16 protein-coding genes and 9 pseudogenes are annotated in these 21,614 nt (G+C 60.2%); 18 read left to right on the top strand and 7 right to left on the bottom strand.

Annotated features, from left to right (window positions below):
* Positions 1–41: 41 nt before the first annotated feature.
* The 12 genes and pseudogenes from cobO to H0I86_RS22950 form a co-directional block, all read left to right on the top strand.
* Positions 42–653: a cob(I)yrinic acid a,c-diamide adenosyltransferase gene (cobO, locus tag H0I86_RS23005; protein WP_180922314.1), complete on the top strand. Its 612-nt coding sequence runs from the start codon at positions 42–44 to the stop codon at positions 651–653.
* A complete protein-coding gene (locus H0I86_RS23000; RefSeq protein WP_180922313.1) occupies positions 650–1,975 on the top strand; it encodes a cobyrinic acid a,c-diamide synthase CobB in 1,326 nt (441 codons plus the stop codon). The genes cobO and H0I86_RS23000 overlap by 4 nt, the downstream gene beginning before the upstream one ends.
* Positions 1,972–2,622 carry a 5,6-dimethylbenzimidazole synthase gene (bluB, locus tag H0I86_RS22995; RefSeq protein ID WP_124372780.1) on the top strand — a complete coding sequence of 217 codons (651 nt, stop codon included), beginning with the start codon at positions 1,972–1,974 and terminating at the stop codon, positions 2,620–2,622. The genes H0I86_RS23000 and bluB overlap by 4 nt, the downstream gene beginning before the upstream one ends.
* Positions 2,619–3,527, top strand: coding sequence for an adenosylcobinamide-phosphate synthase CbiB (gene cbiB / locus H0I86_RS22990; protein WP_180922312.1), 909 nt, complete (start codon positions 2,619–2,621; stop codon positions 3,525–3,527). The genes bluB and cbiB overlap by 4 nt, the downstream gene beginning before the upstream one ends.
* Positions 3,520–4,512, top strand: coding sequence for a threonine-phosphate decarboxylase CobD (gene cobD / locus H0I86_RS22985; RefSeq protein ID WP_180922311.1), 993 nt, complete (start codon positions 3,520–3,522; stop codon positions 4,510–4,512). Before cbiB ends, cobD begins: the two co-directional genes overlap by 8 nt.
* Positions 4,509–5,960 (top strand): cobyric acid synthase, encoded by a 1,452-nt coding sequence (locus H0I86_RS22980; RefSeq protein ID WP_180922310.1) that lies wholly within the window; start codon positions 4,509–4,511, stop codon positions 5,958–5,960. Before cobD ends, H0I86_RS22980 begins: the two co-directional genes overlap by 4 nt.
* A gap of 61 nt (positions 5,961–6,021) precedes the next feature.
* Positions 6,022–6,543 carry a bifunctional adenosylcobinamide kinase/adenosylcobinamide-phosphate guanylyltransferase gene (gene cobU, locus H0I86_RS22975; protein ID WP_124300195.1) on the top strand — a complete coding sequence of 174 codons (522 nt, stop codon included), beginning with the start codon at positions 6,022–6,024 and terminating at the stop codon, positions 6,541–6,543.
* Positions 6,540–7,595: a nicotinate-nucleotide--dimethylbenzimidazole phosphoribosyltransferase gene (gene cobT, locus H0I86_RS22970; RefSeq protein WP_180922309.1), complete on the top strand. Its 1,056-nt coding sequence runs from the start codon at positions 6,540–6,542 to the stop codon at positions 7,593–7,595. The genes cobU and cobT overlap by 4 nt, the downstream gene beginning before the upstream one ends.
* On the top strand, positions 7,592–8,167 hold the full coding sequence (gene cobC / locus H0I86_RS22965) for an alpha-ribazole phosphatase family protein (RefSeq protein ID WP_180922308.1): 576 nt from the start codon (positions 7,592–7,594) through the stop codon (positions 8,165–8,167). Before cobT ends, cobC begins: the two co-directional genes overlap by 4 nt.
* Positions 8,168–8,169: 2 nt before the next feature.
* The gene (locus H0I86_RS22960) at positions 8,170–8,901 is read left to right on the top strand and encodes an adenosylcobinamide-GDP ribazoletransferase (RefSeq protein WP_180922307.1); all 732 of its coding nucleotides are present in this window, start codon (positions 8,170–8,172) and stop codon (positions 8,899–8,901) included.
* 82 nt (positions 8,902–8,983) lie between these two features.
* Positions 8,984–9,388 carry a MarR family winged helix-turn-helix transcriptional regulator gene (locus H0I86_RS22955; protein WP_180922306.1) on the top strand — a complete coding sequence of 135 codons (405 nt, stop codon included), beginning with the start codon at positions 8,984–8,986 and terminating at the stop codon, positions 9,386–9,388.
* A gap of 52 nt (positions 9,389–9,440) precedes the next feature.
* Positions 9,441–9,593, top strand: a pseudogene (locus H0I86_RS22950) (MFS transporter); the annotation flags it as partial.
* Positions 9,594–9,610: 17 nt separating this feature from the next.
* On the opposite strand, the pseudogene H0I86_RS22945 reads toward H0I86_RS22950, so the two are convergent.
* From H0I86_RS22945 to H0I86_RS22925, 5 genes and pseudogenes are all read right to left on the bottom strand, one after another.
* Positions 9,611–10,761: pseudogene (locus tag H0I86_RS22945) on the bottom strand (IS3 family transposase).
* A gap of 54 nt (positions 10,762–10,815) precedes the next feature.
* Positions 10,816–11,604, bottom strand: a pseudogene (locus tag H0I86_RS22940) (IS630 family transposase); the annotation flags it as partial.
* An 80-nt stretch (positions 11,605–11,684) separates the two neighbouring features.
* Positions 11,685–12,629: a hypothetical protein gene (locus tag H0I86_RS22935; RefSeq protein ID WP_180922305.1), complete on the bottom strand. Its 945-nt coding sequence runs from the start codon at positions 12,627–12,629 to the stop codon at positions 11,685–11,687.
* Positions 12,630–12,781: 152 nt separating this feature from the next.
* A pseudogene (locus H0I86_RS22930) lies at positions 12,782–13,413 on the bottom strand (IS110 family RNA-guided transposase); the annotation flags it as partial.
* Positions 13,414–13,485: 72 nt separating this feature from the next.
* Positions 13,486–14,324: pseudogene (locus H0I86_RS22925) on the bottom strand (IS5 family transposase).
* 77 nt (positions 14,325–14,401) lie between these two features.
* Between H0I86_RS22925 and H0I86_RS32565 the strand changes: the two are divergent.
* A pseudogene (locus tag H0I86_RS32565) lies at positions 14,402–14,515 on the top strand (IS3 family transposase); the annotation flags it as partial.
* A 149-nt stretch (positions 14,516–14,664) separates the two neighbouring features.
* On the opposite strand, the gene H0I86_RS22915 reads toward H0I86_RS32565, so the two are convergent.
* On the bottom strand, positions 14,665–17,550 hold the full coding sequence (locus H0I86_RS22915) for an RHS repeat-associated core domain-containing protein (RefSeq protein ID WP_180922304.1): 2,886 nt from the start codon (positions 17,548–17,550) through the stop codon (positions 14,665–14,667).
* Positions 17,551–17,702: 152 nt separating this feature from the next.
* Positions 17,703–18,362: pseudogene (locus tag H0I86_RS22910) on the bottom strand (integrase core domain-containing protein); the annotation flags it as partial.
* 79 nt (positions 18,363–18,441) lie between these two features.
* On the opposite strand from H0I86_RS22910, the gene tnpA reads away from it, so the two are divergent.
* The 5 genes and pseudogenes from tnpA to H0I86_RS22885 form a co-directional block, all read left to right on the top strand.
* The gene (gene tnpA, locus H0I86_RS32560) at positions 18,442–18,819 is read left to right on the top strand and encodes an IS66-like element accessory protein TnpA (protein WP_180922302.1); all 378 of its coding nucleotides are present in this window, start codon (positions 18,442–18,444) and stop codon (positions 18,817–18,819) included.
* Positions 18,816–19,160 (top strand): IS66 family insertion sequence element accessory protein TnpB, encoded by a 345-nt coding sequence (gene tnpB / locus H0I86_RS22900; RefSeq protein WP_029571618.1) that lies wholly within the window; start codon positions 18,816–18,818, stop codon positions 19,158–19,160. The genes tnpA and tnpB overlap by 4 nt, the downstream gene beginning before the upstream one ends.
* A gap of 37 nt (positions 19,161–19,197) precedes the next feature.
* Positions 19,198–20,706, top strand: coding sequence for an IS66 family transposase (gene tnpC / locus H0I86_RS22895; RefSeq protein ID WP_180922301.1), 1,509 nt, complete (start codon positions 19,198–19,200; stop codon positions 20,704–20,706).
* Between the two features lie 3 nt (positions 20,707–20,709).
* Positions 20,710–21,030: pseudogene (locus tag H0I86_RS22890) on the top strand (plasmid pRiA4b ORF-3 family protein); the annotation flags it as partial.
* A gap of 82 nt (positions 21,031–21,112) precedes the next feature.
* Positions 21,113–21,457 (top strand): annotated as a pseudogene (locus H0I86_RS22885) (IS5 family transposase); the annotation flags it as partial.
* Between the last annotated feature and the right edge of the window lie 157 nt (positions 21,458–21,614).

Below are 21,614 nucleotides of genomic sequence, written 5' to 3'. Positions count from 1 at the left end.
TTCCTGCCCCCCGTTATCCAGCCCCAACGGAGAGCTGCCCCATGACTGAATCCCCTGATCGTGACGAGCGCCATCTGGCGCGCATGCTGCGCAAAAAAGCCGTGATCGATGAACGCATCGCCAACTCGCCGAACGAATGCGGCTTGCTGCTGGTGCTGAGCGGCAACGGCAAAGGCAAAAGCAGCTCGGCCTTCGGCATGCTCGCGCGGGCCATGGGCCATGGCATGCAGTGCGGCGTGGTGCAGTTCATCAAGGGTCGCAACAGTACCGGCGAGGAATTGTTCTTCCGGCGCTTTCCGGAGCAGGTGCGTTTCCATGTCATGGGCGAAGGTTTCACCTGGGAAACCCAGGACCGCCAGCGCGACATCGCCGCCGCCGAAGCGGCCTGGGCGGTTTCCCGCGAACTGCTGAGCGACCCGAAGATCGGCCTGGTGGTGCTCGATGAACTGAACATCGCCCTCAAGCACGGCTATCTGGATCTGGACCAGGTGCTCAGCGACCTGCAGGCGAGGCCGCCGATGCAGCATGTGGTGGTCACCGGGCGTGGCGCCAAGCCGGAGATGATCGAGCTGGCCGACACTGTCACCGAAATGGGCATGGTCAAGCATGCCTTCCAGGCCGGAATCAAAGCGCAAAAAGGCGTCGAACTGTGAGTGATGCCCGTCATTGCCCGGCGGTATTGATTGCCGCGCCGGCTTCCGGTCAGGGCAAGACCACCGTGACCGCCGCGCTCGCCCGCCTGCATCGCAATCAGGGACGCAAGGTGCGCGTGTTCAAGTGTGGCCCGGACTTTCTCGACCCGATGATCCTCGAGCGCGCCAGCGGTGCGCCGGTGTATCAGCTGGACATGTGGATGGTCGGCGAGCAGGAAAGCCGCCGCCTGCTGTGGGAGGCCGCCGGTGAGGCGGACCTGATCCTGATCGAAGGTGTGATGGGGCTGTTCGACGGCACGCCGTCCAGCGCCGACCTGGCGCGGCATTTCGGGGTGCCAGTGCTCGCGGTGATCGATGGCACCGCCATGGCCCAGACCTTCGGTGCCTTGGCGCTGGGGCTGGCGCGTTATCAGTCGGATCTGCCGTTCGCCGGCGTGCTGGCCAACCGTGTCGGCACCCTGCGTCATGCGCAGTTGCTCGAAGGCAGCCTGACCGAGGGATTGCGCTGGTACGGCGCGCTGTCCCGGGAAACCGGCATCGAACTGCCCAGCCGCCATCTGGGGCTGGTGCAGGCCAGCGAACTCAACGATCTGGATCTGCGTCTCGACGCGGCGGCGGCCGCCTTGGCTGACAGCTGCGAAGTGGCCTTGCCGCCGGCCGTGGCGTTTGCCGCTCCTCAGACAGTTGCCGTCGAGCCTCTGTTGGCCGGCGTGCGCATTGCCGTGGCCCGCGACGAAGCCTTTGCCTTTACCTATGGCGCGAGCCTGGATCTGCTGCGGGCCATGGGCGCCGAGCTGGACTTTTTCTCGCCGCTCCATGACGCGGCACTGCCCGAGGCGGACAGCCTGTACCTGCCGGGCGGTTACCCGGAGTTGCATCACCGGGCGCTGGCGGAGAACGGCTCGATGCTCAGTGCGATCCGCGCGCATCATGCTGCCGGCAAACCCTTGCTCGCCGAGTGTGGCGGCATGTTGTATCTGCTGGACTCCCTGACCGACGTTGACGGCGAGCGCGCCGAACTGCTGGGCCTGTTGCCCGGCGATGCGGTGATGCAAAAGCGCCTGGCGGCCCTGGCCTTGCAGGCAGTGGAGTTGCCGGAAGGTTCGTTGCGCGGGCATACCTACCATCATTCGTTGACCAGCACCGAGCTGGAGCCGATCGCCCGCGGCCTGAGCCCGAATGGCGGGCGCGGCGCGGAAGCGGTTTACCGCAAAGGGCGGATGACCGCCTCTTATGTGCATTTCTATTTTCCGTCCAACCCCGAAGCGGTGGCGGCCCTGCTGGCGCCGGCAGGAGCGAGCGTGCTCGCGCGGCGCCCATGACCGACAACGCTTTTTCCGCGGCGGAACGTGACGCGGTCTATCGCGCGATCGCCGAGCGTCGTGACATGCGCCACTTCGTCGGTGGCACGGTCGAACCACAGGTCCTGCGCCGCCTGCTGGAGGCGGCGCACCAGGCGCCCAGCGTCGGCCTGATGCAGCCCTGGCGTTTCATCCGTATCAGCGACCGGCCGTTGCGCGGGCAGATCCAGCAACTGGTGGAGGAGGAGCGGGTACGCACCGCCGAGGCCTTGGGCGAACGCTCCGACGAGTTTATGAAGCTCAAGGTCGAAGGCATCAACGACTGCGCCGAGGTCCTGGTAGCGGCGCTGATGGACGACCGTGAGCGGCATATTTTCGGTCGGCGTACCTTGCCGGAAATGGACCTGGCCTCGCTCTCCTGCGCGATTCAGAACCTGTGGCTGGCGGCCCGGGCCGAAGGGCTGGGCATGGGCTGGGTGTCGCTGTTCGAGCCCGCTGCCCTGGCCGAGCTGCTCGGCCTGCCAGCCGGGGCCAAGCCGCTGGCGGTGCTATGCCTGGGCCCGGTGGGCGAGTTTTACCCGGCACCGATGCTGGTGCTCGAAGGCTGGGCGCGGGAGCGCCCGCTGAGTGAATTGCTGTATGAAAACTACTGGGGAGTGAGTCAATGAGTGTGGCGTTGCTGAGTGTCGCCGGGGTGGCGCTGGATGCGTTGCTGGGCGAACCCAAACGCTGGCATCCGCTGGTGGCGTTCGGCCGTTTTTCCGATCGCATCGAGCAACGTTTCAACTCCGGCGGTCGCGGTTGGCGCAGTCATGGCGTCACCGCCTGGGTCATCGCGGTGTTGCCGCTGACCCTGCTGGCGACGCTGTTTTCCTGGCTGCCCTATATCGGTTGGTTGTTCGAGATCCTGGCGCTGTACTGCGCTCTCGGCCTGCGCAGCCTCGGCGAGCATGTCGAGCCGGTGGCCCAGGCCTTGCGCAGCGACGACCTGGAGTTGGCGCGGCAGCGGGTCGGCTATCTGGTCAGTCGCCAGACCAGCGAACTGGATGCCACCGAAGTCGCCCGCGCCGCCACCGAGTCGGTGCTGGAGAACGGCAGCGACGCGGTATTCGCCGCCCTGTTCTGGTTTGCCGTGGCCGGGGCGCCGGGCGTGGTGCTCTACCGCCTGAGCAACACCCTGGATGCGATGTGGGGCTATCGTAATGAGCGTTTCGAGCGTTTCGGCTGGGCGGCGGCGAAGATCGACGACCTGCTCAACTATATTCCGGCCCGCTTGGTGGCCCTGACTTACGCGCTGCTGGGCAAGACCCGCCTGGCGCTGAAATGCTGGCGCCGCCAGGGGCCGACCTGGGACAGCCCGAACGCCGGGCCGGTGATGGCGGCCGGGGCCGGGGCCCTGGGTGTCGAGCTGGGCGGCGCGGCGATCTATCACGGCGAGTTGCACCAGCGGCCGCAACTGGGCGAGGGGGCGGGGGCCGATGCTTCGTCCATCGATCGCGGCTGGCAACTGGTACAGCGCGGGGTCTGGTTATGGCTGCTGATTCTCTGCGTGGGAGCTGAGTTCTATGCTTGAGCACGGTGGCCGCCTGCGCAAGGCGGCCGAGCAATACGGCATAGCCGAGGCCGACTGGCTGGACCTGTCCAGCGGCTTGGCACCCTGGCCGTGGCCGATTCCCGAGATCGGCATGCGGGCCTGGGCGCGCCTGCCGGAAACCGACGACGGCCTGGAGCAGGCCGCCCGCGACTACTACGGTGCCGCCCATGTGTTGCCGGTGCCTGGTTCCCAGGCGGCGATCCAGCTGCTCCCGCGTTTGCGCCGTGCCGGCAAGGTCGGCGTGCTGTCGCCCTGTTATGCCGAGCACGCCGAAGCCTGGCGCCGCAGCGGCTACATCGTGCGTGAAGTGCTGGAGCAGGAAGTGGACTTCTTTCTCGACAGCCTGGACGTGCTGGTGGTGGTCAATCCGAACAATCCCACGGGCCTGAGCCTGACCCCGGAGCGCCTGCTGGACTGGTACGCGCGCCTGGCGCAGCGCGGTGGCTGGCTGGTGGTCGACGAAGCCTTCATGGACAACACTCCCCAGTTGAGCCTGGCGGCCCAGGCCGATCAGGTGGGGTTGATCGTCCTGCGCTCCTTCGGCAAGTTTTTCGGCCTGGCCGGTGTGCGCCTGGGCTTCGTCCTGGCCGAGCGCAAGTTGCTCAAGCTGCTGGCCGAACAGGTCGGCCCCTGGGCCGTCAGCGGACCGACCCGGGTACTGGGCCAGGTGTGCCTGCGTGACAGCCAAGGCCATGCACGGCAACGGCTGCGCAGCGAAGTGGCGAGCCTGCGTTTGGCGCACCTGCTCGAGCGCCACGGCCTGAAACCCCAGGGTGGTTGTGCGCTGTTCCAGTGGCTGATCACCGATCGCGCCGAGCTGTTGCATGAGTTCATGGCGCGCCGGGGCATCCTGCTGCGGTTGTTCACCCACAACAGCAGCCTGCGCTTCGGCCTGCCGGCCGACGAAGCCGACTGGTCGCGTCTCGAACAGGCCTTCGTCGCCTACGCCAAGGAACATCCATGACTACCCTGATGGTGCAGGGCACCACTTCCGATGCCGGTAAAAGCACCCTGGTGACGGCCCTCTGCCGCTGGCTGACGCGCCAGGGCGTCAGTGTCGTGCCCTTCAAGCCGCAGAACATGGCCCTCAACAGCGCGGTGACCGCCGACGGTGGCGAGATCGGCCGCGCTCAGGCGGTGCAGGCCCAGGCCGCGCACCTGGAGCCGCACACCGACATGAACCCGGTGCTGCTCAAACCCAACAGCGACACCGGGGCCCAGGTGATCATTCACGGTCGCGCGGTGACCACCATGAACGCGGTGGCCTATCACGACTACAAGGCCATCGCCATGCAGGCCGTGCTGGCCTCTCACCAGCGCCTGAGCGCGGCCTATCCGGTGGTGATGGTGGAAGGCGCAGGCTCGCCGGCGGAGATCAATCTGCGGGCCGGCGACATCGCCAACATGGGCTTTGCCGAAGCGGTGGACTGCCCGGTGCTGCTGATCGCCGACATCAACCGTGGCGGGGTTTTCGCCCATCTGGTGGGCACCCTGGAGCTGTTGTCGCCAAGCGAGCAGGCGCGGGTCAAAGGTTTCATCATCAACCGTTTTCGCGGCGATATCGCCCTGTTGCAACCGGGCCTGGACTGGCTCGAAGCGCGTACCGGCAAACCGGTGATCGGCGTGCTGCCCTACGTGCTGGACCTGCATCTGGAAGCCGAGGACGGCATCGACCAGCGTCAGGCCGACAAGGTCGAGCAGGTGCTGAAAGTGCTGGTGCCGGTGTTGCCGCGCATCAGCAACCACACCGACTTCGATCCGCTGCGCCTGCATCCCCAGGTGGACCTGCAATTCATCGGTCCCGGCCAGGCGATTCCGCCGGCCGACCTGATCATCCTGCCCGGCTCGAAAAGCGTGCGCAGCGACCTGGCGTATCTGCGCGCCCAGGGCTGGGACAGGGCCATCGCCCGGCACCTGCGCTATGGCGGCAAGTTGTTGGGCATCTGCGGTGGTTTGCAGATGCTCGGCGAGCAGCTGCACGATCCCCTGGGCCTGGAAGGCGCGCCGGGCTCCAGCGCCGGGCTGGGGTTATTGGCGTTCGAGACGGTGCTGGAACACGAGAAGCAACTGCGCAACGTGCGTGGGCGCCTGGCGCTGGAGGAGGCCGAAGTCAGTGGTTACGAGATCCATGCCGGGGTCACGACGGGGCCTGCGCTGGAACTGCCGGTCGTGACTCTGGATGACGGTAGTTGCGACGGTGCGCGCAGCGACGATGGGCAGATTCTCGGTACCTATCTGCACGGCCTGTTCGAGGCGCCGGCGGCCTGCAGCGCATTGCTGCGCTGGGCGGGTTTGCGCGAGGTGCAGGCGGTCGACTACCACGCCCTGCGCGAGCGCGACATCGAGCGCCTGGCCGATCTGGTGGAACAGCATCTGGACACTGAGCACCTGCGCCAGCTTTGCGGGCATTAGAGCGTCGGCGCCGGTATTGCGGCGCCGCTGTGGCTGTACCTCAACTCAAGGGTTTCCAAGCATGTTGCAACTGATCCTCGGCGGCGCCCGCTCCGGCAAGAGTCGCCTGGCTGAAAAGCTCGCCGGCGAGAGCGGCCTGGCCGTGACCTATATCGCCACCAGCCAGGCGCTGGACGGTGAAATGAACCAGCGCATCGAGCATCACCGCGAACGGCGTCCGGCCGAATGGGCATTGATCGAGGAACCCCTGGAGCTGGCGCGGGTGCTGCGCGAAGCGGCGAGCGCCGAGCGTTGCCTGCTGGTGGATTGCCTGACCTTGTGGCTGACCAACCTGTTGCTGCTGGAGGATGCCCAGCGGCTCGCCAGTGAGCGCGAAGCCCTGTTGCAGTGCCTGGCGTCGCTGCCGGGCGAAATCATTTTTGTCAGCAACGAGACCGGAATGGGTGTCGTGCCGCTGGGCGAATTGACTCGCCGTTATGTCGATGAAGCCGGTTGGCTGCATCAAGCCCTGGCCGAGCGTTGTCAGCGGGTAGTGCTGACGGTGGCCGGCCTGCCCCTGACTCTGAAAGGAACTGCGTTATGAATGACTTCTGGTGGCAGCGGCCGTGCAAGGCGCTCGACACTCAAGCCCTGGAGGCGGCCCGGTCGCGTCAGCAGCAATTGACCAAGCCCGCGGGTTCGCTGGGGCAGTTGGAGCGGGTAGCGGTACAGCTGGCCGGCTTGCAAGGGCGGGTCAAGCCTGGCCTGGAGCAGCTGTGGATTGCGATTTTCGCCGGCGACCACGGGGTGGTGGCCGAGGGCGTTTCGGCTTATCCGCAGGAAGTCACCGGGCAGATGCTGCACAACTTCGTCACCGGCGGCGCGGCCATCAGCGTGTTGGCGCGGCAGCTGCGGGCACGCCTGGAGGTGGTCGACCTCGGCACGGTGACGCCCGGCTTGAATCTGCCTGGCGTGCGTCATTTGCACCTGGGGGCGGGCACCCGGAACTTCGTCGAGGGGCCGGCCATGACCCAGGCCCAGGGCGAACAGGCCCTGCAGGCTGGACGTGACAGTGTGCTGCGGGCTGCCGAGCTGGGTAGCGAACTGTTTATCGGTGGCGAGATGGGCATCGGCAATACCACCGCGGCCAGTGCCGTGGCCTGTGCCTTGCTGGACATTCCGGTAGCGCTCCTCGCGGGTCCGGGCACCGGCCTGGATGCGGCGGGTGTCAGCCACAAGGCGCGGGTGATCGAGCGTGCCTTGAGCCTGCATGCGGCCCAGCGTGGCGATGCCTTGCAGACCTTGTTCAACCTTGGCGGTTTCGAAATTGCTGCCCTGGTGGGGGCGTACCTGGCCTGTGCCCAGGAAGGCATCGCGGTGCTGGTCGACGGTTTTATTTGCAGCGTGGCGGCGCTGGTGGCGGTGCGGCTCAACCCCGAGTGCCGGCAGTGGTTGCTGTTCGGCCACCGTGGGGCCGAGCCGGGTCATCGGCATATCCTGCAAACCCTCGAGGCTGAGCCTTTGCTGGACCTCGGCCTGCGCCTGGGCGAAGGCAGCGGCGCGGCGCTGGCGGTACCGTTGCTGCGCCTGGCCTGCGACCTGCACGGGCAGATGGCGACTTTCGCCGAGGCGGCCGTGGCAGATCGTCCGGCATGACTTTGCGCCTGGACCTGCTGCGCCATGGCGAAACCGAGCTCGGTGGCGGCCTGCGCGGCAGCCTCGACGATGCCCTGACCGACGCCGGCTGGCAGCAGATGCGTGCCGCAGTTGCCGGCCAGGGGCCCTGGGATCGGTTGGTGAGCTCGCCCTTGCAACGCTGCGCGCGTTTCGCCGAGGAACTGGGGGCGCGCCTGGCTCTGCCGGTGAGCCTGGACCCGGATCTGCAGGAGCTGCATTTCGGCGCCTGGGAAGGGCAGAGCGCGGCGGCGCTGATGGCGACTGACGCCGAGGCGCTGGAGCAGTTCTGGGCCGATCCTTATGCCTTTACTCCGCCGCAGGGCGAGCCGGTGTTGGCATTTTCCGAGCGGGTGCTGGGGGCGGTCGAGCGTCTGCATCAGCGTCATGCCGGTGAGCGGGTGCTGCTGGTCAGCCATGGCGGGGTGATGCGCTTGTTGCTGGCCCGGGCCCGGGGTTTGCCGCGCGAGCAGTTGCTGAATGTCGAGGTCGCTCACGGTGCCTTGTTCGCTCTGACTGTCGAGGCTGGCCTGGTGTTGAGCGAAGGAGTCTGAGCATGCTGCCATTCTGGATCGCCTTGCAATTTCTCAGCAGTTTTCCGGTGCGTTTGCCGGGCATGCCATCGCCCGAGGAAATGGGCCGGTCGTTGCTGTTCTATCCGCTGATCGGCCTGCTGTTCGGGCTGCTGCTGTGGGGGCTGAACCAGTTGTTGATGGGCGCGCCGCTGTTGCTGCATGGGGCGTTGTTGCTGACGGTCTGGGTACTGCTCAGTGGCGCCTTGCATCTGGACGGGCTGGCCGACAGTGCGGACGCCTGGCTGGGCGGCTTCGGCGATCGCGAGCGTACGTTGACGATCATGAAAGACCCGCGCAGCGGGCCGATCGCCGTGGTCACCCTGGGGCTGGTGTTGCTGCTCAAGTTCGCCGCGCTGGTGGCGCTGATCGAGCAGCAGACCGGTGTCGCCTTGCTGCTGGCGCCGCTGATCGGTCGCGGCGCCTTGCTCGGGCTGTTCCTCTGTACGCCTTATGTGCGCCCTGGTGGCCTTGGGCAGGCGCTGGCGAATTATCTGCCGCGTCTGGCTGGCAAGTGGGTGCTGGGGCTTGCTGCATTGGTGTGCATAGTGCTCGGAGGTTATAGCGCAGTGCTGGCGTTACTGCTGGCGGGCGTGGTGTTTGCCGGCTTGCGGCAGCTGATGCTGCGCCGTCTGGGCGGCACCACCGGGGATACGGCGGGCGCTATGCTGGAGCTGCTGGAGACGGCGGTCCTGGTGGGGTTGGCGTTGTTCTAGAAAGGCGGGACGCGGGTTTCATCCGCGCCCTGGGCTTTGCAAATTTCTTGCATTCCATTAATCGCGGGTATATACACGCACCATGATTCCTTCTCAATGTTTGTGCACGAACCTGCGTCGCGCCGCCCGTGGCGTCAGCAGGTTCTACGACGGCGCTCTCGACGGCTTCGGGATTAACGTTGCCCAGTATTCCTTGCTGAGCAACCTGCAGCGCCTGGACCAACCGAGCATTTCCAGCCTGGCCGAGGCCATGGGCCTGGATCGCAGCACCCTGGGCCGCAACCTGCGGGTGCTGGAAGGCGAGGGGCTGGTCCGGCTGTCCGAGGGTGAGGATCAACGCAATCGCATTGTCCAGCTGACTGAGGAGGGCCAGCAGCGACTGCTGGCGGCCTTGCCTGCCTGGGAAGCGGCGCAACAGCGTTTGATCGACCGTCTGGGTGCAGAGAAACGCGAAACCTTGCTGGCCTTGCTGAACGAACTGGCGTGAACGCCTTTTGTTCGATGATAAGCGGGTATATACCCGTAAATGGAGAATAACGATGACTTCGATGTGGCGTACCAGCGGTTGGGTTCTTCTCGGGAGTGCGCTGATCCTGGCCCTGTCCCTGGGGGTAAGACACGGCTTCGGGCTGTTTCTGCCGCCCATGAGCGCCGAGTTCGGCTGGGGGCGCGAGGTGTTTGCCTTTGCCATTGAATCGCCCCGGATTCTCTAGACACCTTGCAAGCTCATTGCGTAACGCTTTTCAAACTCTGCCGGTGACAGCTGATTGTTGAAACCATGACGGCGTTTTGCGTTGTAGAACATCTCGATGTAATCGAACACATCACTACGAGCATCTTGCCGCGAGGTGTAGATTTTTCGCTTGATCCGTTCCCGTTTCAGAAGCTGGAAAAAGCTCTCGGCCACAGCGTTGTCATGACAGTTGCCTCGGCGACTCATGCTGGCAACCAAATTGTTTGCCTTCAAAAAGCTGCGCCAATCGGAGCTGCTGTACTGGCTGCCTTGGTCGGAATGAACCATCACTTCTTGCTTCGGTTTACGCCTCCAAACCGCCATCAACAACGCGTCAATAGCCAAATCACTGGTCATCTGCGACTTCATTGACCAGCCAACGACCTAGCGAGAAAACAGATCCAACACCACAGCCAAATACAGCCAGCCTTCATAAGTGCGAATGTAGGTGATGTCGGTGACCCAAACTTTGTTGGGTTCTACGACATCAAACTGGCGCTTCAGCAAATTGGGTGAGGCGACCGCTGGCTTACCGCCGTACTTTCCAGGGCGGCGTCGATACCCTGTCTGAGAGCGCAGACCTTCAAGACGCATCAGCCTCGCTACACGATGGCGACCACAATCTTCACCGACCTCGCGCAGATCGTCATGGACTTTGCGATAGCCATAAACGCCGCCACTCTCCAGCCATGAATGCTTGATCAAACCCAGCAGTCGCTGGTCGTCTTTGGCGCGTACAGATTGCGGCTCGGACAGCCAGGCGTAATAACCGCTGGGATGGACTTTCAGCATCAGGCAAAGCCGCCGAATCGAATAGTCGCCCGCGCGCTGCTTGATAAAGGCGTACTTCAGCCGCACTCCTTGGCAAAGTACGCGGCGGCCTTTTTTAAGATGTCTCGCTCTTCAGTGACGCGCTTGAGTTCTGCTCGCAGACGACGCAGTTCAGCGTGCTGATCATCGTCTTGCTGTCGTTCTTCTTGAGGTTTGCTGTAGCGCTTTATCCAGGCATATAAGCTATGCGTCGACACGCCAAGACGGGCCGCTACATCAGCGACAGGCAGCTTCTTTTCGGTCACTTGATTGACCGCTTGGATTTTGAATTCTTCGGGGTAACGCGGGTTGCTCATGGCACCTCCTGATTGGCCTCAGTTTAAGGCAAAGAGGTGTCTACGAAACCCGGGGCGATTCATTGCGTAGTTATCCATGACCAAGTGGATTGACATCTCGGCAGGGACAGACGCATCGATTTCCTTGAGAAATGACAGGAACTCGGTACTGCGGTGCTGGCGTTTCAACCGGCCAACCGCCTGTCGCCACGTCCAGTGCAGCGAACAGTGAGGTTGTCCCATACCGTTTGTAATCATGCGTGCGAGTCGCAGGATTGCCCGGTGCCAGAGGTAGCCCAGGCTGGGTTCGATTTAGCGCCTGGATCTGGCTTTTTTCATCGACGCACAACACCAATGCTCTATCGGGCGGATTCAGGTATAGGCCAACGATGTCATGGACCTTGTCAACGGAGAGCGGATCGGTTGATAGTTTAAAGGTCTCTCCAGATGAGGCTTGATCCCGAAGGCATGCCAGGTGCGCATCACGCTAGCCGGAGATAGCCCCGTTTCCCGGCTCATTCGCCGGGTGCTCCAATGGCTCGCATCTTCGGGCTTGCTTTGAAGTACCTGATCAACCACTTGCTGCACTTGTTCATCGGTGATGGTGCGTGGACGCTCGGAGCGCGGTTCATCGTTCAGACCAGGCAATCCCCATTTAGAGAAACGAACTCGCCAGCGCGATATCACGTCCTTGCTGACACCAAGGCGCTGGGCAATGGAGTTTCCGGACTCCCCATCTGTGCATGCCAGTATGATTTCAGCACGAAGGGAAGCATCCTGTGCCCCCTTGCGCTGGTTAACCCGGCGTAGAAGCGCTGCTGTGTCGGCCTCGGAAAGGGCAATGACGGTCGCTGGTCGGCTCATGTAGATACACAGTTCTTGATGAGTTGGTTTCTACAGAGACTAGACCAGATTTTCTACGGCACTTGGAAACACCACAAAAACTAGATCCTGTGCCATTGAGTAACGATTACCGAGCCTGGCAGTTTCACTTCCAAAGTGCCAGAGAATTGATCGTCGATAGCTTTGAGCAGGCCTGGAGCAGATGTTCGACCCAAGCTGATAGGTTTGAGTCCGGAGCTTGCGAGCATCAGCGCCTTGAGGTCTTTCAGCGGGCCTTTGATAGCTTTGGCACTCGACAAATCCTTGGTGTGCAGCAAGTCTGGCGAGGCAAAAAGCTCCGCATTTTCCAGACCTGCCGCCGTCATTTGTTCGAGGTTGTCCGGATCAATTTCCGCGTAATGCGTTGCACCTGCGAGGAACTTCCGGTTTGCTACCTCGCCGTCGATTGCCAAGAGAAAGAAGGTAAACGCCGTATTGCCCAGGCGCACCCAGTCATCCTGGTTGGTATTACTGTCTCGGGTTCTTTGCAATGTTTTGATTTTGCGGTGCACCAGTTCAAAGTTCGAAGAAATAGTGCTGAACGGTGGGAGGCCGTCTTTTGATCTGGTGTAGTGGCGGAGGGTGAACTTCTTGTCTGCAACTTTTAAAAGCTCGGCATCGGTCGCCTTCTGGTTACTGAACTTCAGGTTGCCATCCATGACCGAATGCATGATTTCGAACGGCTGAGTCCGGTCCTGTGGCTGATAGTTCGCCTGGTGCCGTTCATACATTTCCTGCGCTGAAACCGCTTTTGGCGAAGAAGATGCGTCACTAAGTCGGGGAGTCGTGCAGGGGCCTTGATGATATGTTCCGCACGCCGAGCAGGTCCTGGGGACTGAAAACGGCACGGGTTTTGGGGCGATGGCGGGCGCTATTCGAGGGGGCAGTACCAATGTGCTTGGTGAAGACGCCTGGGAGCTTTCGATCGGTGGAAAAACCTTGCTGATCCTGCGTTTTTGACCCGCGGGCGGCGTGTTGGGTCTTGCAGGAGACAGGACGCTGGGCATGGGCCCCTTGCCTGCATTCGATCCGGAGTTTTTCAGCACAGTATAGTCAGTCTCTTGTAGTAGGCGGAGCTTAATAACGTCTTGAAGCAATTGCCCACATTTATAGCCAAAGTTGGTATGAGAGTTGAGTGAAAAATTGTTAGAGGGCATTTCCTAGGCACTGTACGAAAATCGGCCAATTGGCCGGCCAGTTCTTTATCCAGCTCCTTGATCTGCTCATCCAGGTAAACGAAGTGAGCGTGCAGTCGTTGCAACAGCACGGTGAGCCGAACCGGCAACTCATGCTCGGCCAAGATACTCGCCAAACGTTTCATGATCGCCAAACCCTTGGGTAGGCTGATGCCGAACTCCAGCAAGAAGCCGTGCATCTGATTGGCGGTTTTGGTGCGGTCACGTACCAGCGACTCGCGCAGACGATGCAGAACTGAAAGGATTTGTTGTGCCTCAGTTTTAGCAGGAACAAAGCGCATCGATGGGCGCGAGGCGGCCTCGCAGATGGCCTCGGCATCGACGAAATCGTTTTTGTTGCCTTTGACGAAAGGTCGAACGAACTGCGGGGAAATCAGTTTGGCCTCATGCCCATGGCCATCAGTTGGCGAGCGACAAAATGCGCGCCGGCACAGGCTTCCATCACCACGGTACAGGCCGGCAGGTTGCCGAAGAGCCTCATCATCTGCGGACGCGAGCACTTCTTGCGAAACACTTCCCGGCCCGATTTGTCCTGCCCATGCAGGTGGAAACTGTGTTTGCCGAGATCGATACCGATCAGTGCTGATTCGCTCATGATGATGGCCTCCGAAAGTAAAACACCCTGCGAAAGCGTAGCCCTCGCAGGGGTGTGGAGGTGACCATCTCATTAGTAATGTCGTAAACACCGCATGGCGCAGGCCAGCGAGACCATCGCCGCATAACTTTTCGCCAGCTTGTCGAAGTGCGTAACGATGCGGCGGTTATCCTTCAGCCAGCCGAACATACGCTCGATGATATTGCGCTGGCGGTACTTGGGACGATCAAGCAGTCCCGGCAACCCCGGTTTGGGCTTGCGCTTCATGCTGCGCAGAGGGATCACCGGCTGCATCCGATACCGGTCGCAGTAACGACGCAGAGCCTCAGCGTCATAGCCTTTATCTGCCAACAATCAGCGACAGCGTTTGCGGGGACGACCGCGCAAACTTGGGATGTGTGCCTCATCCAGCAACGGCTGGGCATAAGCGATGTCGCTGGCTTGCCCGCCCGACAACAGAAATTTCAGTGGCACACCATTCGCGTCGCACAGCATGTGGATCTTGGTCGTCAGGCCACCCCGGCTGCGCCCGAGCGCGTGATCCTGCGCTTCTTCAGGCCCCCTTTTTTCCCAGCACCAGAAGAGGCCCGGGTTGCGCGTACTGCGGTGGAGTCAATCATCCAGGTCTCCAGATCAATCAACCCTTGCTCGTTGAGCTTGATATGAAGCCGCTTGAGCATTTGGTCAAACGTTCCACGATTGCGCCAATCACGAAAACGTTGATAGACCGTTGACCAGGGGCCGAAACGCTCAGGTATGTCGCGCCAGGCGGCGCCGGAGCAGAGCACCCAAAGTTCACCGTTGAGCATCAGGCGATCATCCGTTCGCGGTCGCTCGCTACGGCGCGGTTCATTGATAATGTCCGCAACCAAATCCCAGACTGCGTCGGGGAGCTCGTACTGTTTGGCCATCGTGGGCTCCTGCCTTTGATGGGCGCGGACTCTAATGAATCCCGACGCATATGGGGTTCAAATGAGTTTCAGCTGATTTCGTACAGAGCCTAGATTCATACATTCGCTGGTACAACGAGAAACGGATCAAGATTCCCCTCGGCGCTCTCAGTCCCATTGAGTATCGTGAGAGCCTGGGCCTCGCAGCATAACCAGTCCAAGTTTTTTGCCGCCCCCCTGAGGCTTTCTGCAAGTATCCGTTGGTCATTAAGTTGCCAGCGGCAAGTCCAGACAGTTGCGCTGCTTCGGTAGTAACGGCACTTGTTGGGGCTAGGCGTCACCGAACGCCAGCGTGCCAATATTAAAATGCCCGTTGCCAGTGCGCTCCGGGGCCCGAGCCGGTGAGGTAAACCATAGGAAGTTCTTGTCTACGTATTTCATTTATCGTACTAGTAGCTTCTGCCTTGAGGCCATTGTAGAGTGTACAGGTGGTGTTGTTTGAAAACATTCTAATTTCCAAGTTTTTGTTTTCCTCTTCTGTCATTACAACGAAACTTTTCGGATTTCCAGGAATTTTGGTGTACCCATGAATTTCTGTGTCTCCTGCGTATATCCCAGGGACTTTAATCATAGCCTGCAGCGTTTCGACAGAAACTTTATCCAATCCTTCAATTAACGCCAAAGTATTGGGTATGGTTGGTACTAGGCTGCTGTAGATTTCGAGGCTGGACACATCGCGCCCTGCTCTTGATATGCCAACCTGTTTTGCAATGTCTTCTCTGAGCTCGATAATTTCTTCGAAGCTCAAGTCTCGACCCGCCAGGGCGTACAGCAAGCAGTTGCCATCGGCTTTGTTACTTAATAGCTTTACTGCGCCATGTTGTTTTAATGTAGGGGAGTACTCATAGTCGCCGAAGTTCTTTGCGGAGAATCTATGCAGTTCGGAAGCTACAGGGGTGGCTGTAGAGGCTGAGGCCGAAGGGGGTTTCTGAAGTTGCAAAAGTTCCAAGAATTGATTAAATCGATTGACTGCAATTGTTTTGTTGGTGCTGGCACTTTCAATGCTGTTGGATTTAGAGGCTGGATTTGCTGTAGGTGCTTTTGAGTCATTAATCCAGTTGCTGAATTTAGCTGCAAAAAAACCTTTGCCTGATGAGGTTGGGGTGTTTTTTTCATTATTTGATCTAAACATTAGTCCAGTAATATCCTTTCTGGTGATCGGGTTATTACCTGCCATGCAAAATAGATTCAACCCATCGACGGTCCCCGCCGGGTCCGGATTCAACCAGCGCCCCAGCCACGGCGCGTAATAACGGAAACCGTAATAGTACAGCCCGGTCGCATCCCGCTCCTTGCCCGAATACCGCACATACTTGTACCGGGTTTCCGTCTCATTACGCGCTGACCACACCGCCGTACCGCCGAAGGGGAAGTACTCTTCCCTGGTCAGAATATCGGCTTGCTGGTCCAGCTCGAGCAATGAGGAGCCGATTTGATCGCCCAGGCTGTAGCGACACTGGTCGTTTTCGATCTCAACCGGTTTACCCTGTTCCCAATGCAACACCCGCAATGCCTGTCGCCCAGCTGCGGCGAACTGAATCACTTGTAGGGTTTCGGTGACGCTGGTGCTGCCACCTTCGCTTGGTGTCTGTTCGGTCTGGCGTAATTCCAGCCCAGGCAGATAACGCACCCGTTTAGCCTGCGTGGTGCCGCTGGTCAGGGCCATACCCAGCTTGGTGGCCCGCTGCCCCTGACTGTCGTACCAGTACACTTCGCAATCATCATCGGATCCGTTGCGCACCACCTGGGTGGTGCGCAGCAGCTGGTTGCGGCTGTCCCAGCTCAGTGGTTGGCCTGGCGTCAGTTGCAGCAGGTTGCCGCAGGCATCAAAAAAGCCATCCACATCCTGCGGCGTGAGGCCGACCGTCTGCTGAACGGCACGGTTGGAGGTAGTGGCCACTACCATCTGCTGGGTATAGGGATGCAGGCCGACATGCTGAATCGCGGTGAGGTTGTTGCCGCGGTCATAGGTATAGGTTCGGGTGTAATTGGTCAGTTCACCCATCTCTTGCCAGAGCGGTACGATAGCCAGGGGCAAGGCTTGGGTTTGCTGGCCGGCATTGGCATTTTCCCGGCCACCGGCCTGGCATAACTGATACAACGCGTCGTACTGGTACCGACTGAGCGGGGCGACCTGTTGGTTGCGGGTGTAACGGATGGCCTTGGCAGCATTGTTGATCGCCAGCAGATTGCCGACCGGGTCGTACTGGTAGGTCAGTGCTTGCAGTACAGTGGCTCGCCCTCTCTGCGCCGGTCGGATGGTGGTCAGGCTGGACAACCGTTGTGTCTGTAGTTCGTAGACATAGTCAGTGACCACGCCATTGCCGGCCTCTTCATGCAGCACCTGGCCGGCGGCGCTGTAGTCGATCGCCTGCAAAACCGCCTTCGGGGTGGTCTGCCCGGCCAACAGCAGTTCGCTGGTTGCCAGCTGGCCGGCGATATTGAAGCGGCAATGCTGCTGGTTGCCTTTGGCATCGAGGGTCTGTACTGCTTGGGCCAAGGCATCGTAGGCCCAGCGGGCGGTAAACGTCTCGGGGGTTAAGGCGGCATTCCAAACGCTCGGATCGCTGCCCGCCCAGTCACTGTGCAAGATCTCGTCCTGCAGGAACTGCTGCTCGCTCCTCAGCAACTGGCCAGTGATGCTATAGGCATCGGTGAGGGCCATGCCGGCGGGGGAGTAGGCTTGCAGTAACTGTCCACATAGATTGGCGTCGGTCGATGTGCTGGAATCGGCGTAGATCAAGCGTTCGCTGACCCGACGGGTGCCCTCGGCAAGCTCAATGATCGAGGTCAAGCGATGCAAGGGGTCAAAGGTGCGGGTGAGTTGCTGAACCCGAGCATCCTGTTGCCAGACAACACCACCTTCGCTGTCATACAGCGCCAGCCGTTCGCCGGCGTCCTGGCTCTGGAGCTTGAGCTGTTGGCCGGACAGTGATGAGACATAACGAATGTTGGGCGGCACTGAGGAATCAAGCTGTTGTTCGGCCAACAACCGCGGGTCGATGCTGCTGCTCAGGTGGCCCAGCACGGAATAGGTCTGTTGACTGATCAGTTCGTCCAGTGGCTCCTCGGCAGTGGTGCGGTTGTACTGGACGGTACGCACCAACAGCCCTCGGTTATCGACCACCGACAGGGTCGGTGTACCCAGACAGCGTTGCGCGGTAGCGACGTCGGTGATGGTGGTCATGATGACTGTACCTCGTTCAGTATGTTGTTCTTGTCTTCAGCAACCATCATCTTGTATTGCGTGAGTAGGGGCTAGGTGAGCAGCCCTGTATTCATTGAGCATAATTAAATGGTTATGCTTAACGCCCTTTAATTTTTGCACATTGATGCAAACTAGGTGTTCGGTCCCGGAATGAGATGGTGCGGATTAATTGTGAAACGGTCTGGATTTTGAGTCCAGGCCTCACAGATCACCTTGAAGGGCGTGCGCCATCGCAAGGCCTTTAAATACCTAGCGAAGTTGTAGGCCATCACGAAAGCCAATACGTGGGCCTTCAGAGCATCAAAATCGGGGTAGTGGAACACCTTGACCGTCGCCTCTTTTATCGTTCGATTCATTCGTTCGACTTGGCCGTTGGTCCAAGGATGATAAGGCTTGGTTAGGCAGTGTTTGATGTTGTGCTCGTAGCAAACACGATCAAAGATGTGTCCCCCAAAGCGATTGGTGGCGCCGCCTCGATGCCTTGGCAGCTCGGTAAACGCTACGCCGTTGTCAGTCAGGACGGTATGGATCCGGTACGGAAATGCTTCAATAGCCTGACGCAAAAATGTTGCGCCGTTGCGTTTCGTTGCGGCATCGAAAAATGCGACATAGGTGAACTTGCCGCGCTTGGCTGCGTTGGTGTTCTTGGGGATTAGGCTGATTCCGTGACGTACTAGGCAGCGATGCAAGGCGCTGCGGCTCAACTGGGGAAGGCACTCATGAAGATGCCCCAGCATGTCGTCCAAAGGCAGCATTGTCCGTCGACGGAACTCAACCACCATCTCTTCTTCGTAACCGTCCGGCCAGCACCCTCTCCTGACAGCCCTCCAAATTGGCCAAGATAGTGGACAAAAAATGGTGTCCACTATCTTGGATACCGTTACCCCAGCCCGTCGAGCCGGTCGCCGCCCCAACTTTCCGTTGGACTTTAAACGCCAAGTCGTCGAAGCCACCTTCCAGCCAGGAGCTTCGGTGTCGTTGATCGCTCGCGAACATGACGTCAATGCCAACCTGGTTTTTCGCTGGCGGCATCAATATCAGGAAGGGTTATTCGGTGCCGTCAGCCAGAGCACAACGCTTTTGCCCGTCCAGGTGATCGAGGCGCCAATGGATCTGCCGCAAGTCGTCCAGCCACAGGCAGAGTGTCATTCCGAGATCGCAGTTGAGGTAGGAAAAGCCAAGCTGCGTATCACAGGCGCACCCGATCCGCAGACGCTGCAATTCGTCTTGCAGCAGTTATTGCGATGATTGCCCCGCCCGCTGGAACCCGTATCTGGATCGCCGCCGGCGTCACGGACATGCGCCGTGGCTTCGATGGATTGGCGGCCTTGGTGCAAACTCAACTGGAAGCCGATCCCTTCTCCGGTCAGATCTTCGCCTTTCGCGGACGGCGCGGTGACCGGATCAAGCTGTTGTGGTGGGATGGCGACGGCCTGTGCCTGTTTTGCAAACGGCTGGAACAAGGGCGCTTTGTCTGGCCGCAAGCAACCAGCGGCAGCGTGTCGCTGACGACCGCGCAGTTGTCGATGCTATTGGAGGGCATTGATTGGCGCAGGCCAATTCGTACAGCACCCGTCCTCGCGGTCTGACTTGCCGCGCTGAAAAAATCCCCAGTAATATTCGATCATGACACTCGTGACCGACTCTCTGCCGAACGATCTTCAAGCCTTGAAGGCCCTGGTCTCTGCCCAGCGGGCAGAGATTGAGCGCTTGAAAATGATGATCGCCAAGCTGCGTCGTATGCAGTTCGGTCGCAGCTCCGAGCAACTGGACGCCATGATCGACCAGCTCCAGTTGAGTCTTGAGAAGCTGGAAGTCAGCCAGACTGAACTGACACCCCCAACCGAACCGCCACCTCGCACCGTCTCTCGGCGCAAGCCGTTACCTGAACACCTGCCTCGCGAAACTCAAGTCCATCAGCCCGAGTCGCAATGCACTGGCTGCGGTGGGAAGCTTCGCCATTTGGGTGAGGATGTGTCCGAAGTGCTGGAGTACGTTCCGGCACGTTTCAAAGTCATTCGCCATGTCCGTCCGAAGTGGGTTTGCCGCTGCTGTGAGCACATCGCCCAGGTGCCGGCACCGAGTCGGCCAATAGCCCGAGGCCTTGCAGGCCCGGGGTTGTTGGCACATGTGCTGGTCTCGAAGTTTGTTGATCATTTGCCGTTGTATCGGCGGTCCGAGATCTACGCCCGTGAGGGCGTGGAGCTGGAGCGCTCAACCCTGGCCGACTGGGTCGGCCAGAGCAGTCAGTTGCTGCGACCACTGATCAACGCTCTTGAGCATCACGTCATGAGCGGTCACAAAGTCCATGCCGACGACACACCGATTGGCGTGCTTGCGCCGGGCAATGGCAAGACCAAAACGGCTCGCCTGTGGACGTACGTGCGAGACGATCGATCTGCCGGTGACTCGACACCGGCGGCGGTCTGGTTTGCCTACTCGCCGGATCGCAAAGGGCAACATCCCCGCGTTCATCTCAAGAGCTTCAGAGGGATCTTACAGGCTGACGGCTATGCCGGTTTTGCTCAGCTGTATGCCACGGGCACTATTGAGGAAGCCGCGTGCTGGGCTCACGCCCGCCGCAAGTTTTACGATGTCTACAAAGACCTGGCTTCACCACTTGCCGCCGAGGCGCTGCAACGGATTGCGGTCCTGTATGCCATCGAAAGCGAGATTCGAGGGCAACCGCCCAACCTGCGAAAAGCGGTTCGGCAAAGCCGAGCCAGTCCGCTGCTGGAGCAACTGCACGCATGGCTTAACCAGACGCTGACTCAATTGTCGAAAAAAAAATTGGCATTGGGCAGTGCGATCCTCTATGCCCTCAATCGGTGGCAGGCGCTGACGCGCTACTGCAATGATGGCCGGATCGAAATCGACAACAATGCCGCCGAACGCGCGTTGCGCGCCGTCGCATTGGGTCGCAAAAATTACCTGTTTGCCGGTTCCGATGCCGGCGGAGAACGAGCGGCTGCGATTTACAGCCTGGTGGGTTCGGCCAAGCTAAACGGATTGAACCCACAAGCCTATTTGACCCATGTACTGGAGCGCATTGCCGAGCATCCGATCAATCGGGTGAGCGAGTTGCTACCCTGGAATGTTTCTTTGAACCACTCTGAACACTGCGAGGCCGCCTGATCCATGGTTAAAACTGTCCGTTTACCCAAACCCGCCTCCGACCTGTTGCTACTGCACATTGAGCTGAGGTGGATCACTCCGACGATTTGGCGTCGGTTCGCGGTGCCTGAAAACATCACCTTGGGCAAATTGTACCATGTCATCCAGGTCGTGATGGGCTGGAGTGATTGCCATCTGCATGAGTTTGAAATTGCCGGTGAGAATTACGGCATGCCCGACCCTGATGGTTGGGGGCCGCCGGTGAACCCGGAAGCCCGTAAAACGTTGATCAAGGCGCTGAGCGGAAAGCGGACATTCAATTATCTCTACGACTTTGGTGACAGTACGAAATCAGCTGAAACTCATTTGAACTCCATATGCGTCGGGATTCATTAGAGTCCGCGCCCATCAAAGGCAGGAGCCCACGATGGCCAAACAGTACGAGCTCCCCGACGCAGTCTGGGATTTGGTTGCGGACATTATCAATGAACCGCGCCGTAGCGAGCGACCGCGAACGGATGATCGCCTGATGCTCAACGGTGAACTTTGGGTGCTCTGCTCCGGCGCCGCCTGGCGCGACATACCTGAGCGTTTCGGCCCCTGGTCAACGGTCTATCAACGTTTTCGTGATTGGCGCAATCGTGGAACGTTTGACCAAATGCTCAAGCGGCTTCATATCAAGCTCAACGAGCAAGGGTTGATTGATCTGGAGACCTGGATGATTGACTCCACCGCAGTACGCGCAACCCGGGCCTCTTCTGGTGCTGGGAAAATCTATGGTCACCCCATTTTTTGCAATACTGATCATCGGATGAAATGGATGGCTTGCCTAAATCTATCCGGCGTCTGTTTGGGATTGTATCCCGCGCCACGATGAGTATCCGCGCCTGGCGCCCCTAAGAAAGGGGGCGGCTTCTCAAGAGCCAATT

The organism is Pseudomonas chlororaphis subsp. aurantiaca (genome assembly GCF_013466605.1).
GTDB classification, from domain to species: domain Bacteria; phylum Pseudomonadota; class Gammaproteobacteria; order Pseudomonadales; family Pseudomonadaceae; genus Aquipseudomonas; species Aquipseudomonas chlororaphis_I.
The sequence above is the reverse complement of the archived record's forward strand: the minus strand, read 5'-3'. Positions and strand labels throughout refer to the sequence as shown.

What these genes read in the sequence shown, in the direction of transcription:
- H0I86_RS22915 (WP_180922304.1), bottom strand. Translation starts at nt 17,550, where the DNA reads ATGACCACCATCACCGACGTCGCTACCGCGCAACGCTGTCTGGGTACA.
- H0I86_RS22980 (WP_180922310.1), top strand. Translation starts at nt 4,509, where the DNA reads ATGACTACCCTGATGGTGCAGGGCACCACTTCCGATGCCGGTAAAAGC.
- H0I86_RS22935 (WP_180922305.1), bottom strand. Translation starts at nt 12,629, where the DNA reads ATGCCCAGCGTCCTGTCTCCTGCAAGACCCAACACGCCGCCCGCGGGT.
- cobT (WP_180922309.1), top strand. Translation starts at nt 6,540, where the DNA reads ATGAATGACTTCTGGTGGCAGCGGCCGTGCAAGGCGCTCGACACTCAA.
- cobD (WP_180922311.1), top strand. Translation starts at nt 3,520, where the DNA reads ATGCTTGAGCACGGTGGCCGCCTGCGCAAGGCGGCCGAGCAATACGGC.
- H0I86_RS22960 (WP_180922307.1), top strand. Translation starts at nt 8,170, where the DNA reads ATGCTGCCATTCTGGATCGCCTTGCAATTTCTCAGCAGTTTTCCGGTG.
- tnpB (WP_029571618.1), top strand. Translation starts at nt 18,816, where the DNA reads ATGATTGCCCCGCCCGCTGGAACCCGTATCTGGATCGCCGCCGGCGTC.
- cobO (WP_180922314.1), top strand. Translation starts at nt 42, where the DNA reads ATGACTGAATCCCCTGATCGTGACGAGCGCCATCTGGCGCGCATGCTG.
- H0I86_RS22955 (WP_180922306.1), top strand. Translation starts at nt 8,984, where the DNA reads ATGATTCCTTCTCAATGTTTGTGCACGAACCTGCGTCGCGCCGCCCGT.
- cobC (WP_180922308.1), top strand. Translation starts at nt 7,592, where the DNA reads ATGACTTTGCGCCTGGACCTGCTGCGCCATGGCGAAACCGAGCTCGGT.
- tnpC (WP_180922301.1), top strand. Translation starts at nt 19,198, where the DNA reads ATGACACTCGTGACCGACTCTCTGCCGAACGATCTTCAAGCCTTGAAG.
- bluB (WP_124372780.1), top strand. Translation starts at nt 1,972, where the DNA reads ATGACCGACAACGCTTTTTCCGCGGCGGAACGTGACGCGGTCTATCGC.
- cbiB (WP_180922312.1), top strand. Translation starts at nt 2,619, where the DNA reads ATGAGTGTGGCGTTGCTGAGTGTCGCCGGGGTGGCGCTGGATGCGTTG.
- cobU (WP_124300195.1), top strand. Translation starts at nt 6,022, where the DNA reads ATGTTGCAACTGATCCTCGGCGGCGCCCGCTCCGGCAAGAGTCGCCTG.